Below are 13,475 nucleotides of genomic sequence, written 5' to 3' on the forward strand. Positions count from 1 at the left end.
ACAAAAGCCCTGCTTCGGCAGGGTTTTTGTCGTTTCAGAGCGTCTACCAGGCCGGTCCCACCAGCCACTTTGTCCCCAAAAGGTCTCCACAGGGTCTCCACACGGCGGGGACAGCCTCCACTACAGCAAAGGCGTGGCTCCGACATTTGTCGGTGACGTTACTTACGATCCCGCCATGGGATTCACGCGCTTCGTGGAGAAGTGGTGGGCATTGGGCGTCGCCGCCGCCCTGTGGGTCGTAACCGCCTGGGGCATGGGCGTCGCCCTGTGGGTCGTCGCCGCCTGGGACGCGGCCGGCCGCCGTTTAGTGCTGACGTACCGCTGGCTGCACGATCACGTATCGCCCGAAGGGTGGTCTGCACTCGGCACTTGGGCCACTGCCGCAATTGCGCTTGGAGCCGCCGCCTTCGCCTGGTTCCAAATTCAGGAAGTACGTAGAACCCGACAAGAGCAGGCGCAGCCGAACGTCGTGATGTACACCGAACTGAACCCGTCGAGCAAGCGGTTCCTTGAGATTGTGATAAAAAATTTTGGCAGCACCCCCGCCTACAACGTAAAGACTGTCATAGATCCGCCGCTTAAAGCTACGCCGAACAACGTGTCAAAAGGCAAGCTCGCGGATGTTCCAATTCCAGAATTCCCAATACTTGCACCCGGTCAAGAATGGCGGACCGGCTGGGATTTTTACCTCTCCCGCAAGCGCCATAATAAAAAGTGGGGACCACTAGCCGGAAAAACAGAATCCGAATTGGCCGAAGATGAAAAACTCACGATCCAAGCCCAGATGAGTTATACCGGGGGAAGTTACTCGTACGAACAAGTCATTGCAGACATGACCCTACCGTCGGTACATATGGCCGAAGTTACTTACCAAGACAGTCACAGGCGGACATTCACAACCCAGGCAGTTTTAGACGCTAATCTATTCAAAGACACCACTTGGCTCGATATCAAGACCGTTCACAACCTCGTCAAAGTGCTCGAAAAACAGCTAGAGGAACAAAATAGGGGATTAACTGCAATCCATCGTCGTTTAGCTGAGTTCGGTACTGAGCACGAAGGCATCTGGGTATACAACAGCGCAGATGACGAAGAACGTGAGTTTCGACTCGCAATCAAGACGGCAGACCTGTCCGAGAAGCGCGATATTCAGGAGCACTTCGACTATCAACTTTTTGGCGGGCAGTCTGGAAGTCCACTACCGGAATTTAGCTCGGATGACGTGGAAAAAATCGCTGTCGAAGACGCGCGAGCCAATGATCGGTTTATCCCCACGACGGGCGATAATGTGAACATTCACCAAAGTTGGCGAATCGCATATATTCGCGCACACAACCACTCGCAATTCGGCCTCGTATATGATCTATACACATCACAGGGGGAATTTATTCGGATACCCGCTGCCACTGAAATCCACGTGATTCGCACATTGCCTGGAGATAATGTGAATCAACGGGGTAAGGAATTATGAGAGACGCAATCTGGTTTCTATTAATCACCGCAGTTGGTATTCCTATTGGCGGGTGGATTTCGGCTTATATTAATGCACACATAAGCCGAACGACATCCAAAGAGACAGCGCTACTTTCCGCTGCGCAGAAGCGACGCGACACCGAGATAGCACAGTTACGCGATGCTCAACAAAAACTGTTGGAAGCTGCAACTGCAGTTCAGTCTTACGCGTGGTATGTCGATAGAGACACACGACTCCGAGCTTCAATCAGCGAAGAGCAATGGCACGCATCGCGGGAGTTTGTTGAAAGTGCCGTGATTAGAGCGCAAGAGCTGCGCGCGCTCGCCCGGACACTGCCAACCGATGAATTGCGTGACTCATACGTGGCAGTTGAACGCCTGATAATGCGGGTTGTTCGAGGTAGTGACGACGACACGTTCGACGCCTGGCATGAAGACGTGTCCGGTCCGCAACCAGACACCATCACGCGTGCGATCAATGCAACAGCCGACGCCATTAAGCGGCTCTACGACACATACCCCACCGAACTCGGCGCAAGGCCGACCACCGCCCAAATTGCGCCACGTGCACGAACTGAGAACTAACCCTGTCGGCGCATCGGAACGATGTTGGTTCCCAACGCACCAGCCGACGGCCGTCGGAGCGGTGCAGCCTTTCCGCCGTCCCCTTCAGTGATGTAGTCGGCGTAGACAGTGAGAGTCGTCACAAACGAGGCGTGCCCGAGCATCTTCGAAACGCTCATGTAGTGCTCCCCCGCTGACAAACTCATCACCGCGAATGAATGTCGCAGATCGTGCCAGCGGACGTGATCGAATCTGAGAGCGGCCAGGGCGGGGGTGAAATAGTGTTTGGCGATCCCGGCCGGATTGAGCGGAACCGACCATTTGTAGCCCGACGACGGCGCAACGCGAGTCGCTGCCGCGTGCGGATCTGGCCGGGTGTAGCGCCGATCCGGTTCGCCCGTCATGGCACTGATCGGCGCGTCCGCATCTATCACCCAAACGCGTTCCGCTTCGATGTCGACGCGCGAAATCTCTTCGGGCAGAACCTCGCTCCGGCCGAATCGGCCGGGAAATAGCGGAGCAGCCGGATCGAATGTCGCTGACGACGGGTCGCCGTGCGGATGATCGTTGGCCAGATAGGCGCGCAGATCGTCGGCCAGCCACGGATCGATCGGCACCACCCGACGCGACTTGGTTGATTTCGGCGTACCGGTCTCAAACCCGCCAGGCACCGCGCGTCGCGTGCGCGTCACCGCCACAGAACCGGCCGCACCGGGGATGGCGGCCAGCATCAGATCACCGACGTTCAGCCCGGCCAACTCCCCCGCCCGCAAACCGGTGAACGCGGCGAACAGCACCACCAACCCATAGATCGGATGGCCCTGCACGGTAGCGATGTGGCCGGCTACGGCCGCAATCTCGGCCGCAGACAGCGGCCGGGCGGTAAACGGTTCGGCGTCGGGATCGGCCGCACGGGTGCGCGGCACCGCAACGCACGGATTGGCGGCCAGCGCGCCGTCGACTACCGCGACATCGAGAATCCGGCGCAGCGTCTCGAAAGCGTGCTTGACCGTCGAACGCGACAACGTCACCAACTCCGAATCGGCGTCTGTCATCGTTTTAGGCCGTGCGTGCGACGGTCGTGGACGCGGCTGCATCAATTCGGCTCGCCAGCGCCGAACGTCGGCGGCAGTAATCGTCGCCACTGCGCGATCCCCGAACGATTCGGCGATGTAGCGGCGGTAGTTGGCCCGGTAGTCGGCCAGCACACGCGGTTTCACCTGACCCGCCAAGCCATCAAGCCACGCATCCGCATACAGACTCAGCGGCCGATTACCGGCGTCACGCTGCGCGGCCGGAGACAACCCGCGCGCCACCTTCGGATTGATCTCGTTCGCTTCTCAGTCCACAGCGCTGGATTCAGCCGACATCGAAGACGCGATGCGCAAGATCACCCGCAAGGGGTTCGGCACCAAGGCGACCGGATCGCAGTTGGTGATCTTGGCCAATCCTGATGAATCGGAGCGCATCCAAAAATGGCGAGCTGGCGAAGAGAGCCGTGCCGGTTCAAACATCCTCGCCTCGTACGATTTCATTCCGTCCGTCGAGCACCCGCCGTACCTCACCGATTAGACGATGGTTGGTTCGCCCGTCGCAGCCGACTATCAGGGATTGCCCGTTCTGGGCAGTTACGGCCAAGCGCTACTGATCGAAAGTTCCTTCATTCCCAGCGGATACGTCTGCGTGGCTTCGACCAACGGACCGAACAGCACCCAGAACGCTCTCGGTTTTCGCGACACCAAAACGCGGCGTATCGCGGTTTGCTTCTACTGCCCGGACAAGGCCCGTACCCGGTGGTTGATTCGACGCACTTGCGTAGTTTCGGCGTTGGCGTTCGGCATCGGTCTGCCGCCGTCTGTATTCAGGTCACGACCGACACGACTTACACCAAACCGGCCGACAGCCTGATTCCGGTCTAAGGCGGCTACCGATGATTCCGCCCTATATCGAAGGTGCGATTCGTGAGGCCAAGCGACGCAACGACGGCGGCAGCGAGTTCGGCGTTTCCAGCGGATTGCGACCGCGGCCGCGTCCGCACACCTTCGAGCACACCCCGGCCCGGCGATGAGCGCGGGAAAGCCCTCGTTGGTGAGCCGATCCGCCGAAGCTGATTCAGCTACCGGTGGCGCAGCGCCAGGGCGAACCCCGTCCGCCCCGCCACGGACGCCTGTCGCCAAGAGCAGGTTGTCCCCGCCCTACATCGAAGACTGATACACAGACTGGAGAGTCGCGATGGCGAAGAAGTCAAAAGGCAGACGCCGGCCACGCGCCGGATCTGGCCGATTCAAAAAGAGCTGATCGATGGCGAAACGACGCAACATCAAACGCGACAAGCGGGGTCGGTTTGCGTCCACCGCCAGCCGGTCGACGCGGGTCAAACGCACGCTGCCTACGAAACTGGTCGCTGGCTCTGCGCGCCGAAACGTCAAGGCGGGCCGTGTTGGTCCAGGCGGTGCCTACGCCGGAATAAAAGCGGGCGTAGAGCTCAAACCGCGCAATGGCAACGCACGCTATTGGGTCGGAGTATCAGCTGGTCGCCGGATCGCCCGTTAGCCGCCTTGGCGGAACAAATGCCAGTGGGTTTCGATGTCTCTAACGTTCGCCCAGCAACCCTGCGATCACCTGACCGGTCTCCCACGCGGCGGAAAAAAGAGTGAGTGGTTCACTAAGTGGATACGGCCTCGGCTCGATAGCGGGATTCTGAAAATCGACCGTGAGACTGTCCCCGACTAGGTGGTATGTCTTGGTCAGCGAGAACTTTTCCCAAGTGTGGCCAAGGTATTCGACCGATCCTACTGGGAGGAAGACGGCCGTGCCGAACGTGAATAGATCGCCGGTCGACAACGTACCTCGCAGGAGGGTAAAGCCGGGTGTAAACGTCACCTGATCGCCAGCGTCCGCGATAACGACTGCAATATCAGTGTTGTGACTCAGGTTGAAAGAGCGGCCCTTTTCGCTGGAATCGGCGAACTCAACGGTGAGGTGGAAGTTAGCCCCTTCCGGTTGGTGCACCGGCGCCTTAATTCGCCGAAATCGCCGCCATGAGAATTGGCCGTCGTGGAACTCATCAACCGGTAAGAAAGTACTTGAAAGTTGAAAAGGTTCGAGAGGCGGAACTGACTGAAATAGAATATGCGTGCCGTTTGGAAATGCTGTCATCGAACAGTCCTTCCGATATGCATGGATTGCCGGGCTAGACTACGGCGGTGCGGTGACAAAGTCTGTCAAGAATGAAGCGTGTTTCACAATCGGTCCGCTGGTTACTTACCAGAAGCACGTGGACGTTGGTTTCGAAGACAAAGAAACATTTGACTCATCGGCAAGACTGTTCGCATGAAGTTCCACGACATCGCGAGCGAGATCCGCGCAAACGTGGTGGCGTTGCATCAGGAAGTGGTTGCCATGGCCGAGTTCCTCGATGGCCGCGAACACAACTTTCGCCACGCGACATTCGGATACGCCATGGCCTGCATGGGGCAGATCGATGTCATGTCGTATTGCACCGACGGACCCGACAAGGCGCGGGGCGCCCAGACACGACGAATGCAACGCTTCATGGAGCGCTACATCGATCAGGACAAGAGCGAGACGCACCGAGTAGCGATTCAGCTGATGCGGCATACCCTCATGCACACCGGCGCATTCCGGTACCCCTACGACGAAACCAACGAGATCGCGTACACCTGGCAGTGCTACTTCAACGACTCTGACGCCTCAAAGCGTGAGCACTACTCACTGACAGTTGAGAACCCGCTGTATCAAGAACACTTGTTAGAGGCTTCGCAGGGCCGACCGGTCGCTCAGATCAAAGCACTCAACTTCCGGTTGATCCTGTTCGCCGCCGACGTCGTACACGCCGCCGACGGATGGATCGCTGACATGCGTGCCGACCCGGTAGGTCAAGACCGATGTGAATCGAACTATCCGGCGATCCGGTTTCAAATCTTCAACCGTAAGCCGAAGGCCTAGATCGTCCTCGCGGCTCCTTAACGGGACCGCATCCGATTCCGAAAACCTGAGCCCTTCGGCTTGGCCGACGAACTCGGCCCGGTCCCCCAACGGATCGCGGGCAAAGAGCCAGCAAACGCCTCCGGGGTCTCCACAAGGTCTCCACACGCGGGGGCAGTTACAGATAACTGAGACGATTTCAGACGAACTCAGACAAGCGCGCAACGACTCAGAAAGTGCTTCTGATCTGCATAAATCTAGGCTAGCCCAGATCATCGCCGTAGGTCAGAATTTAACCGGTAACGCTCTCTTAATCAGCGGGTCCGGGGTTCGAAACCCTGACGGCGCACCACACGAAAGCCCCGCTCCGGCGGGGCTTTCGGCATTCCGGGCCTATTCGGTGGCTGGCGACAGCAGGATCGGGCTCAGGTACCGGCGGGCGAACGCGCGGACCTCATCGCCGTCGGCGAGGTTCACCGGACTCGTGGGTGTCACGTAGAAACCGATGATGACGTGCATCAGCGCATCGGCCTGTTGCCGCGGATCGGCGGCCGGAATCTCGCCACGCTGTGCCTGGACCCGGATGGCCTCGGCGATGAAGTCCCGGCCCCGCTCCAACGGTGACGGCGCCCCCTCGGCGAAGGCCGCCACCAGTTCGGCACGGCGCGCGGCACTGACATGGTGAAACGGCGGCTGCCGCACCACATCGATGCACAGCGCGAACGCCTCGGCGACCTGTTCACGCGGATCGGAATGGGCTGCCATCAACGCGGCGAACTCGGTGAAGATCGCCGTGAGCTCCCGGGCCAGGGCGTGCTGGAACAGGATGTCCTTGGTCGCGAACCGGCGGTGAAGGGTGGCCCGCCCGACGTCGGCGCGCCGGGCGATCTCCGTCGTGGTCGCCGCGCGGGTGCCGCGCTCGGCCAGCACCGCCATGCCGGCATCCATGATGCGGATGTCGACGGCGTCGTAGGCGCGGCGATCGAAGTCCGGTTCGAACGCCGCGGTCAGCAGCTCTCGCATCGGCGCGCTCGGCCTGGTCATGCGACCTGACTCTAATGCCCGGCCCCCAGGGTTATAGTGAGACAATTCGCCATTCTGTTGTCTCATTTGTCCGAGGGAGTGCACACATGACTGCGGATGCCACCAGCGTCGCCGGCCATCCCTTCGACTTTCATCACCAGCCCGGGATGGACCTGCGGCCGGCACCGCCGCGCGCCCTGAATGCCTCCGACCTGTGGAGCCACCCCGCCAGGATGCTGCTCTCCCCGTGGCTGGACACCACCGCCCCGCCCGCCGACACCGAACTCAACCGGCTGTTCGCCGATCACTTCTGGCAGGGTGACGAGCCGATCGACGCCGTCGTCGAGGCCTTCCGCGAGACCGGAATGCAGCGCGGGCGCGCGATGCTGGAGCAGGCGCTGGCCCACGGCATCGACACCGTCCAGGACGCGCCGCAGGCACTGGTGGATTTCTTTGCCCGCCTGGACAATCCGCCGTCCTGGCATGACCCGGAGCAGTGGGAGCGCGGTCGCCGGCTGTGGACCCGGTCCTCGTTCTCGGGCAAGTTGTGCATGGCGGTGCTGGATTTCATGGCGACCTTCGTCGGCGAGGAGGTGTCCAGCGCGGTCGGCGCGACCGGCCGTTACGTCGAGGACTTCGCCACCCGCAACCTGGAGACCAACCTGTGGTTCGCCGCGATGGCCGAACCCGATGCGGTACAGCGCACCTCGCCGCGTTTCCACGACACCATCCGGGTCCGACTGATGCACGGCCAGGTCCGCGCCGGCCTGCGCCGCTCCTGGGGCGACGAGCATTTCGCCCAGCACGGCAACCCGATCTCGAATACCTCGATCATGGGTGCCTCGCTGTCGTTCGGTTTGTTCCCGATGTTGTTGGATCACGTTCTGGGGCGCCGCCATACGCGCCAGGAACTCACCGACGTCACCATGTACTGGGCGTACATCGGCTACGTCTTCGGCGCGTCCGAAGAACTGGTCCCCCGCAACCTCGATGATGCGCTGGCCGCCCTGCACTACCAGTTCAGCACCGCCGGTGGGCCGTCCGAGTACACCGAACCGATGGCCGTCACGGCCACCGAGAGTCTGCGCGAGAGCACGTGGGTGAACAAGGTGATCATCGCGGCGATGACACCGGCGCTCGGCCTGATCGGGTTCTACAGCGGCAAGGACGGGGTGGCGGCACTGGTGCAGGGCACCCCCTTCGAGAACGCCCGCATCCGACCGTGGGACACCATGACCCGGCTGCTGGTGACGGCCAACGTCACCGTCAACCGGCTCAGCGACCGACTTCCCGGCGCACACCGCCGGATCGAACGCCAGCTCGACAACGGCGATCTGTTCTGGCGACTGGTGGTCTGGTACACCCGCAGCAACGCCGCCAGGAAGGGCGTCACGGCCACCCGCTACACCCACCACGACCACACCGCGGCCACCGGCATCGGCTGCCCGCACGCCCAGCGCGCCGGCTGACCGTGATGCCCGGCCGGCCGCGGTTACCCAGGGCGTTGCGCCGGTCCGCGCCGGCGCCGGTGAACCCACCCACAGCCGATTTCGAGGTGGAGTTGGCGCGTTCCGGGCGGGTGCTGACGGTGCCGGCCGACAGGTCGATCCTCGACACCCTCGAGGACGCCGGCGTCGGGCCGGCCAACTCGTGCCGCAACGGAATCTGCGGCAGCTGCGAGACGGCGGTCATCAGCGGCACACCCATCCACCGCGACTTCTATCTGAGCGCCGAGCAGCAGTCGGCCGGTACCTGCATGACCGTCTGCGTGTCCCGGGCTCCGGCCGGCAGCCGGTTGGTGCTCGACATCTGAGTCAGCGTTCCCCGCGCAGCGCCAAGCTGATCCGCGCCGCGGCCTCGCGGACCTGCGGGCCCAACTCGTCGAACCGGTCGGCGGTGATGCGGCTGCTCGGCCCCGACACCGACACCGCGGCCACCGGCCCCGACGCGCTCTCGATGGGCGCGCCGAGCGAACTGATCCCGTGCGACAACCCGCCGACGTTGACCGAGTAGCCGCGCTCGCGAATCTCGTTGACCACGGCCCGAATTCGGCCCGGATCGGTCAGGGTGTCCGGCGTCTGCGCCGGCAACGGACCGGCAAGATACTTGTCCAGGTACTCATCGCCGCAGGCGGACAGATACGCCAGCCCGGTGGCCGAGGCGTGCAGGGCGATCCGCTCCCCCAGCGGCAGGAACGCGCGCAACCGGTGTGGGGTGTCCAGGCGCTCGACCAGCACCAGCGAGTCACCGTCGGCGGCGGCGAGGTGGATCGTCTCGGTGGTGCCGAGCTGCAGTTCGTTCATCACCGGCAGCGCGGCCTCGCGCAGACTCTCTCCGCCGGCCCGGCCGACGATGGCCACCACCCGGTAGGTCAGCTGCCAGCGCGTCGGCGCGGTCTCGGTGGGCCGTAGCCAACCGACCTCCTGCAGGGTCAGCAGGTTGCGCTGGACCGTGCTCTTGGGCAGCCCGACGGATCGGGCCAGCTCCGACAGCCCGACCGGCTGCGCTTCCGCAACCGCCTCCAGGACGCGAAACGCCGACACCACGCTCTCTGTGGCCAAGATTGATTCTCTCTTCGTGTGTGAGCTAGGTTACCGCGCATCGGTCTAACAGATGAACCGTCGGTCCACTACATGGACCGAATATAGAGGGAGGTGACATGACAGCGCAACTGATCGCACTCGGGATCTTCATCGCGGTGTTCGCGATTGCCGCGGTGCGCAACGTGAACATCGGCATCGTGATGTTCCCGGTGGCGTGCATCGTCGGCCTGTGGCTGGCCGAGTTGAGCCTGAACGAGGTCATCGCCGGCTTCCCGCTCAGCATCCTGGTGCTGCTGGTCGGCGTGACCTACTTCTTCGGTATCGCGCACAGCAACGGCACCATCGACTGGCTCATCCGCGCATCACTGGCGAAGGTCGGCAATCGGGACGCCCTGTTCCCGGCAGTGTTCTTCGCCCTCACCGCGATCATCTCCGCGATGGGCGCCCCGCTGGGCGGCCTGGTGATGGCGCCGATGGGCATGAGCATCGCGCACAAGCGCGGTATCGACCCGATGCTGATGGCACTGGCGATGGGCGCCGGCCTGAGCGCCGGCGCGTTCGCCCCCACCAGCCTGTTCGGCATCATCACCTGGGGCACCGCCAACGAGGCCGGCATCGCGCTCAGCCCGCTGCTGCTGTTCAGCGTCGCTCTCATCCTCAACCTCGTGCTGCTGGCCGTCGCCTACGTCTTGTTCGGCCGCCGCAAGAAGTTCGACGCCGAGGCGCCCGCCTTCGGCCGGGCGATGGTGGCGCACGGCGCCACCCTGCGCCAGTACGGCGGCTCGACCCTGGATATCGACGACACCACCGGCGGCGCAGGCGACGGCTCCGACGACGAGCTCGTCGCCCCCGGCCGGCCCACCGGCATGCAGATGCTGACCCTGCTGATGATGCTGATTCTGGTCGCCGCCGTCATCGTGCTGTCTCTGCTCGGCCTCACCCCGGACATCGGCGTGCTCGGCTACGGCCTGGGCGCGGTCGCCGCCCTGCTCGACGCATCGTCGGGCAAGAAGGCGATGAGCCGGATCGACTGGGGCTCGGTCCTGTTGGTCGGCGGCATCATCACCTACGTCGGCGTGCTCACCGATATGGGTGTGGTGGATCTGCTCGGCGAGGGCGCCGTGCACCTGGGTTCACCGCTGGTGGCCGCCATCCTGCTCTGCGCCGCAGCAGCATTGATCTCGGCCTTCGCCTCCACCACCGGCATGCTCGCTGCCCTTGTGCCCCTTGCGCTTCCGCTCATCGCCGACGGCGGCATCCCCGGTTGGGCGCTGATCTGCGCGATCGGTGTGTGCGCGTCGATCGTCGACGTGTCCCCGTTCTCCACCGTCGGCGCCACGTACGTGGCCACCACCGTCGACGAGGAGGCCCGCCCGCGCATGACCAAGCTGCTGACCCGCTGGGGTCTGTCGATGGTGGTGCTCGGGCCGATCGTCCTCACCCTCGTCCTGATCCTTCCCGGAATGGCCTTCTCATGACCCGCGCCCTGCTGCACGCCCTGCTCGATACCACGGCCGCCGACGACGACCGGGCGGTCACCATCGACGGGATGACCCTGTCGCGCAGCGAGTTGCGGGAGCGCTCCGCGGGATTCGGCGCCGAACTGCTCCGGCTGGGCCCGGACCAGGTGGTGGCCGTCAACGCCGAACCCACCCCGACCACGGTCATCGCCGTGGTGGGCGCTCTGCTGGCCGGTGTCCCGGTGGTGCCGGTACCCCCGGATGCCGGTCACGCCGAGGTCGCGCACATCGTCGCGGACTCCGGCGCCACCGTGTGGGTCGGGCCGCGCCGCGACGGTGTGGATCTGGCGGTCGCCGCCCCCGAGGACTCCGTCCGCACCGCGACCGTGGCGAAACCCGTTGCGCCCGAGCAGGTCGCGATGATCCTGTACACCTCCGGTACCACGGGCGCACCCAAGGGGGTGCTGCTCAGCCGTCGGGGCATGGCGGCCGGATTGGATGCCCTGGCCGAGGCCTGGCAGTGGACCGCCGATGACACCGTCGCCCACGGCCTGCCGCTGTTCCACACACACGGCCTGATCCTCGGCGTCCTCGGCTCGCTGCACATCGGGTCGCGCCTGGTGCACACCGGGAAACCGACGCCTGAGCGCTACGCCGAGGCCGGCGCCACCATGTACTTCGGTGTGCCGACGGTGTGGACCCGGGTCACCCGGGACGAGCGGTCGGCCGCGGCGCTGGCCTCGGCCCGGCTGTTGGTGAGCGGCAGTGCGCCGCTTCCGGTCCCGGTCTTCGACCGGCTGCGCGAGCTCACCGGCCAGGCTCCCATCGAGCGTTACGGCATGACCGAGACGATGATCACGCTGAGCACCCGCGCCGACGACGAGCGGCGCCCCGGCTGGGTCGGGAAACCGGTCGCCGGAGCGCAGACCCGCATCCAGGCCGACGACGGCACACCGGTGCCCCACGACGGGGAGTCCATCGGCCGCCTGCAGGTCCGCGGCCCCATGCTGTTCGACGGCTATCTGAACCGACCCGAGGTCACCGCTGCGAGCTGGACCGCAGACGGGTGGTTCGTCACCGGGGACCTGGCTGCCATCGATGCGGACGGGTTCCACCGCATCGTCGGCCGGGAATCGGTGGACCTGATCAAGTCCGGCGGTTACCGGATCGGCGCCGGCGAGATCGAGACCTCGCTGCTGGCCCGCCCCGAGGTCACCGAGGTGGCCGTGATCGGCGCGCCCGACGACGATCTGGGCCAGCGCATCGTCGCCTATGTGGTCACCGACTCGGACACCACCGATCTCGCCGACCGTCTCATCACCCATGTCGCAGAGGATCTGTCGTGGCACAAGCGCCCGCGCGAGATCCGTTTCGTCCCCGCCCTGCCGCGCAACGCCATGGGCAAGGTCCAGAAGAAAGCCCTGATGTGAAGATCGATCACTACGCCCGGCATCTCGGCATCGCGGTGCAGAACTTTGGCAACGGCGACGCCACCGCGACCCTGCGGGTCGGACCCGAGCATCTCAACCCGCACGGCACCGCGCACGGAGCGCTGATGCTCAGCGTGGTCGGCGCCGCATTGGCGGCGGCGGCCAACAACGAAACCCACAGCGGCGTGGTCAGTTCCATCCACATCGACTACCTCGCTCCCGCCCACGAGGGAGACGAACTGGTGGCCACCGCCTCGGTCGGGGAACGGCTGGCCCGGGAGGACATCTTCGTGGTCCGACTCACCAAGGCCGGCGAGGATGTCCCGGTGGCTCGCGCGTCCGGACGGGCCACCCGCCGGGACCGGTAGCCGGATCCGTCCACGAATACACCGAATACCTGCACCGCGACGCCCAGTGTGGAATGATCACGAAACGGTAAATGAGTTGCCCCACTTGAATTTTCAGATGCGTCAATTGAATCCCGCCCTGCCGATACTCCTCAAAGACCGCCGGACACGAGGGATTTCAGGACACGCGCCGCGCAGGTAGGTGCCGGACGGGAGGGTCGTGCGATGACACGTCGCCGCGGTCTCCGTTCCGGAATATGCTGCGCGGTTCTGGCTGCGGCCACCCTGAGTGGCTGCGGCATCCAGGTGGAATCGATCGCGCAGACCCCACTGTTCGCCACCCTCCCGGACGCACCGGTCGATACGTCCGCCTCCGAGTTGTCGGCCCTGGCACCTTGCGTTCCGGGCGTCGGCATCCCGCACGCGGCGTCGGTCGTCACCGACCTCCTGCTCGGCACAGACCGTTACGCGACCGATTGCGCCCGCCAGGCGCGCCCCATCGTCAAACCGGCGCCCCTGGGAGTCCCGGCACGAACGGCGCCGTCGATCCAGCCCGCCACCGGCATCGTCACCGACGACCTGATCGGCGCAGTCCTCACCGGCACGAGCGAATACTGGCACCGGCCCGTCGTCGGCCCGGCCTAGACCCTCGTCCGCCTCGGCGACCAACGATCCCGCGCACCCGGA

At 64.1% G+C, this 13,475-nt stretch carries 15 protein-coding genes; 11 read left to right on the forward strand and 4 right to left on the reverse strand.

Features of this window, described 5'->3' with window-relative positions:
* The first annotated feature begins 175 nt into the window (after window positions 1-175).
* Together K0O62_RS20090 and K0O62_RS20095 are read left to right on the forward strand one after the other, a co-directional pair.
* Window positions 176-1,471: a DUF8453 domain-containing protein gene (locus K0O62_RS20090; protein WP_131817351.1), complete on the forward strand. Its 1,296-nt coding sequence runs from the start codon at window positions 176-178 to the stop codon at window positions 1,469-1,471.
* Window positions 1,468-2,058 (forward strand): hypothetical protein, encoded by a 591-nt coding sequence (locus tag K0O62_RS20095; protein ID WP_131817350.1) that lies wholly within the window; start codon window positions 1,468-1,470, stop codon window positions 2,056-2,058. The genes K0O62_RS20090 and K0O62_RS20095 overlap by 4 nt, the downstream gene beginning before the upstream one ends.
* Here the strand turns inward: K0O62_RS20095 and K0O62_RS20100 are convergent.
* Window positions 2,055-3,353, reverse strand: a complete 1,299-nt coding sequence (locus K0O62_RS20100; protein ID WP_109789049.1) for a tyrosine-type recombinase/integrase — start codon at window positions 3,351-3,353, stop codon at window positions 2,055-2,057. The genes K0O62_RS20095 and K0O62_RS20100 overlap by 4 nt on opposite strands.
* 64 nt (window positions 3,354-3,417) lie before the next feature.
* On the opposite strand from K0O62_RS20100, the gene K0O62_RS20105 reads away from it, so the two are divergent.
* Entirely contained in the window at window positions 3,418-3,609 is a 192-nt protein-coding gene (locus K0O62_RS20105) for a hypothetical protein (RefSeq protein ID WP_073853350.1), read from the forward strand.
* Between the two features lie 358 nt (window positions 3,610-3,967).
* Window positions 3,968-4,105, forward strand: coding sequence for a hypothetical protein (locus K0O62_RS20110; protein ID WP_165636924.1), 138 nt, complete (start codon window positions 3,968-3,970; stop codon window positions 4,103-4,105).
* A gap of 524 nt (window positions 4,106-4,629) precedes the next feature.
* Here the strand turns inward: K0O62_RS20110 and K0O62_RS20115 are convergent.
* Window positions 4,630-5,196: a hypothetical protein gene (locus K0O62_RS20115; protein WP_131817349.1), complete on the reverse strand. Its 567-nt coding sequence runs from the start codon at window positions 5,194-5,196 to the stop codon at window positions 4,630-4,632.
* A gap of 174 nt (window positions 5,197-5,370) precedes the next feature.
* Between K0O62_RS20115 and K0O62_RS20120 the strand changes: the two genes are divergently transcribed.
* On the forward strand, window positions 5,371-6,006 hold the full coding sequence (locus tag K0O62_RS20120) for a hypothetical protein (RefSeq protein WP_073853346.1): 636 nt from the start codon (window positions 5,371-5,373) through the stop codon (window positions 6,004-6,006).
* A gap of 372 nt (window positions 6,007-6,378) precedes the next feature.
* Here the strand turns inward: K0O62_RS20120 and K0O62_RS20125 are convergent, their stop codons facing one another.
* A complete protein-coding gene (locus K0O62_RS20125) occupies window positions 6,379-7,029 on the reverse strand; it encodes a TetR/AcrR family transcriptional regulator (RefSeq protein ID WP_073853344.1) in 651 nt (216 codons plus the stop codon).
* An 86-nt stretch (window positions 7,030-7,115) separates the two neighbouring features.
* Between K0O62_RS20125 and K0O62_RS20130 the strand changes: the two genes are divergently transcribed.
* Window positions 7,116-8,477 carry an oxygenase MpaB family protein gene (locus K0O62_RS20130; RefSeq protein ID WP_073853342.1) on the forward strand — a complete coding sequence of 454 codons (1,362 nt, stop codon included), beginning with the start codon at window positions 7,116-7,118 and terminating at the stop codon, window positions 8,475-8,477.
* A 59-nt stretch (window positions 8,478-8,536) separates the two neighbouring features.
* A complete protein-coding gene (locus K0O62_RS20135; RefSeq protein ID WP_205870608.1) occupies window positions 8,537-8,821 on the forward strand; it encodes a 2Fe-2S iron-sulfur cluster-binding protein in 285 nt (94 codons plus the stop codon).
* Between the two features lies 1 nt (window position 8,822).
* On the opposite strand, the gene K0O62_RS20140 is transcribed toward K0O62_RS20135, so the two are convergent.
* Window positions 8,823-9,569 carry an IclR family transcriptional regulator gene (locus tag K0O62_RS20140; protein ID WP_073853340.1) on the reverse strand — a complete coding sequence of 249 codons (747 nt, stop codon included), beginning with the start codon at window positions 9,567-9,569 and terminating at the stop codon, window positions 8,823-8,825.
* A 98-nt stretch (window positions 9,570-9,667) separates the two neighbouring features.
* Between K0O62_RS20140 and K0O62_RS20145 the strand changes: the two genes are divergently transcribed.
* From K0O62_RS20145 to K0O62_RS20160, 4 genes are all read left to right on the forward strand, one after another.
* The gene (locus tag K0O62_RS20145) at window positions 9,668-11,029 is read left to right on the forward strand and encodes an SLC13 family permease (RefSeq protein WP_073853338.1); all 1,362 of its coding nucleotides are present in this window, start codon (window positions 9,668-9,670) and stop codon (window positions 11,027-11,029) included.
* Window positions 11,026-12,441: an acyl-CoA synthetase gene (locus K0O62_RS20150; RefSeq protein WP_073853336.1), complete on the forward strand. Its 1,416-nt coding sequence runs from the start codon at window positions 11,026-11,028 to the stop codon at window positions 12,439-12,441. Before K0O62_RS20145 ends, K0O62_RS20150 begins: the two co-directional genes overlap by 4 nt.
* Window positions 12,438-12,809, forward strand: coding sequence for a PaaI family thioesterase (locus tag K0O62_RS20155; protein WP_073853334.1), 372 nt, complete (start codon window positions 12,438-12,440; stop codon window positions 12,807-12,809). The genes K0O62_RS20150 and K0O62_RS20155 overlap by 4 nt, the downstream gene beginning before the upstream one ends.
* Window positions 12,810-13,013: 204 nt before the next feature.
* Window positions 13,014-13,433, forward strand: coding sequence for a hypothetical protein (locus K0O62_RS20160; protein WP_131817348.1), 420 nt, complete (start codon window positions 13,014-13,016; stop codon window positions 13,431-13,433).
* Window positions 13,434-13,475: the final 42 nt, after the last annotated feature.

Origin of the sequence: Mycolicibacterium diernhoferi (assembly GCF_019456655.1) — a bacterium.
GTDB lineage: Bacteria > Actinomycetota > Actinomycetes > Mycobacteriales > Mycobacteriaceae > Mycobacterium > Mycobacterium diernhoferi.

Excerpts from the sequence above, each read along its gene's own strand:
- K0O62_RS20115 (WP_131817349.1), bottom strand. The coding sequence starts at position 5,196 with ATGACAGCATTTCCAAACGGCACGCATATTCTATTTCAGTCAGTTCCG.
- K0O62_RS20150 (WP_073853336.1), top strand. The coding sequence starts at position 11,026 with ATGACCCGCGCCCTGCTGCACGCCCTGCTCGATACCACGGCCGCCGAC.
- K0O62_RS20105 (WP_073853350.1), top strand. The coding sequence starts at position 3,418 with ATGCGCAAGATCACCCGCAAGGGGTTCGGCACCAAGGCGACCGGATCG.
- K0O62_RS20120 (WP_073853346.1), top strand. The coding sequence starts at position 5,371 with ATGAAGTTCCACGACATCGCGAGCGAGATCCGCGCAAACGTGGTGGCG.
- K0O62_RS20125 (WP_073853344.1), bottom strand. The coding sequence starts at position 7,029 with ATGACCAGGCCGAGCGCGCCGATGCGAGAGCTGCTGACCGCGGCGTTC.
- K0O62_RS20160 (WP_131817348.1), top strand. The coding sequence starts at position 13,014 with ATGACACGTCGCCGCGGTCTCCGTTCCGGAATATGCTGCGCGGTTCTG.
- K0O62_RS20130 (WP_073853342.1), top strand. The coding sequence starts at position 7,116 with ATGACTGCGGATGCCACCAGCGTCGCCGGCCATCCCTTCGACTTTCAT.
- K0O62_RS20110 (WP_165636924.1), top strand. The coding sequence starts at position 3,968 with ATGATTCCGCCCTATATCGAAGGTGCGATTCGTGAGGCCAAGCGACGC.
- K0O62_RS20090 (WP_131817351.1), top strand. The coding sequence starts at position 176 with ATGGGATTCACGCGCTTCGTGGAGAAGTGGTGGGCATTGGGCGTCGCC.
- K0O62_RS20095 (WP_131817350.1), top strand. The coding sequence starts at position 1,468 with ATGAGAGACGCAATCTGGTTTCTATTAATCACCGCAGTTGGTATTCCT.
- K0O62_RS20145 (WP_073853338.1), top strand. The coding sequence starts at position 9,668 with ATGACAGCGCAACTGATCGCACTCGGGATCTTCATCGCGGTGTTCGCG.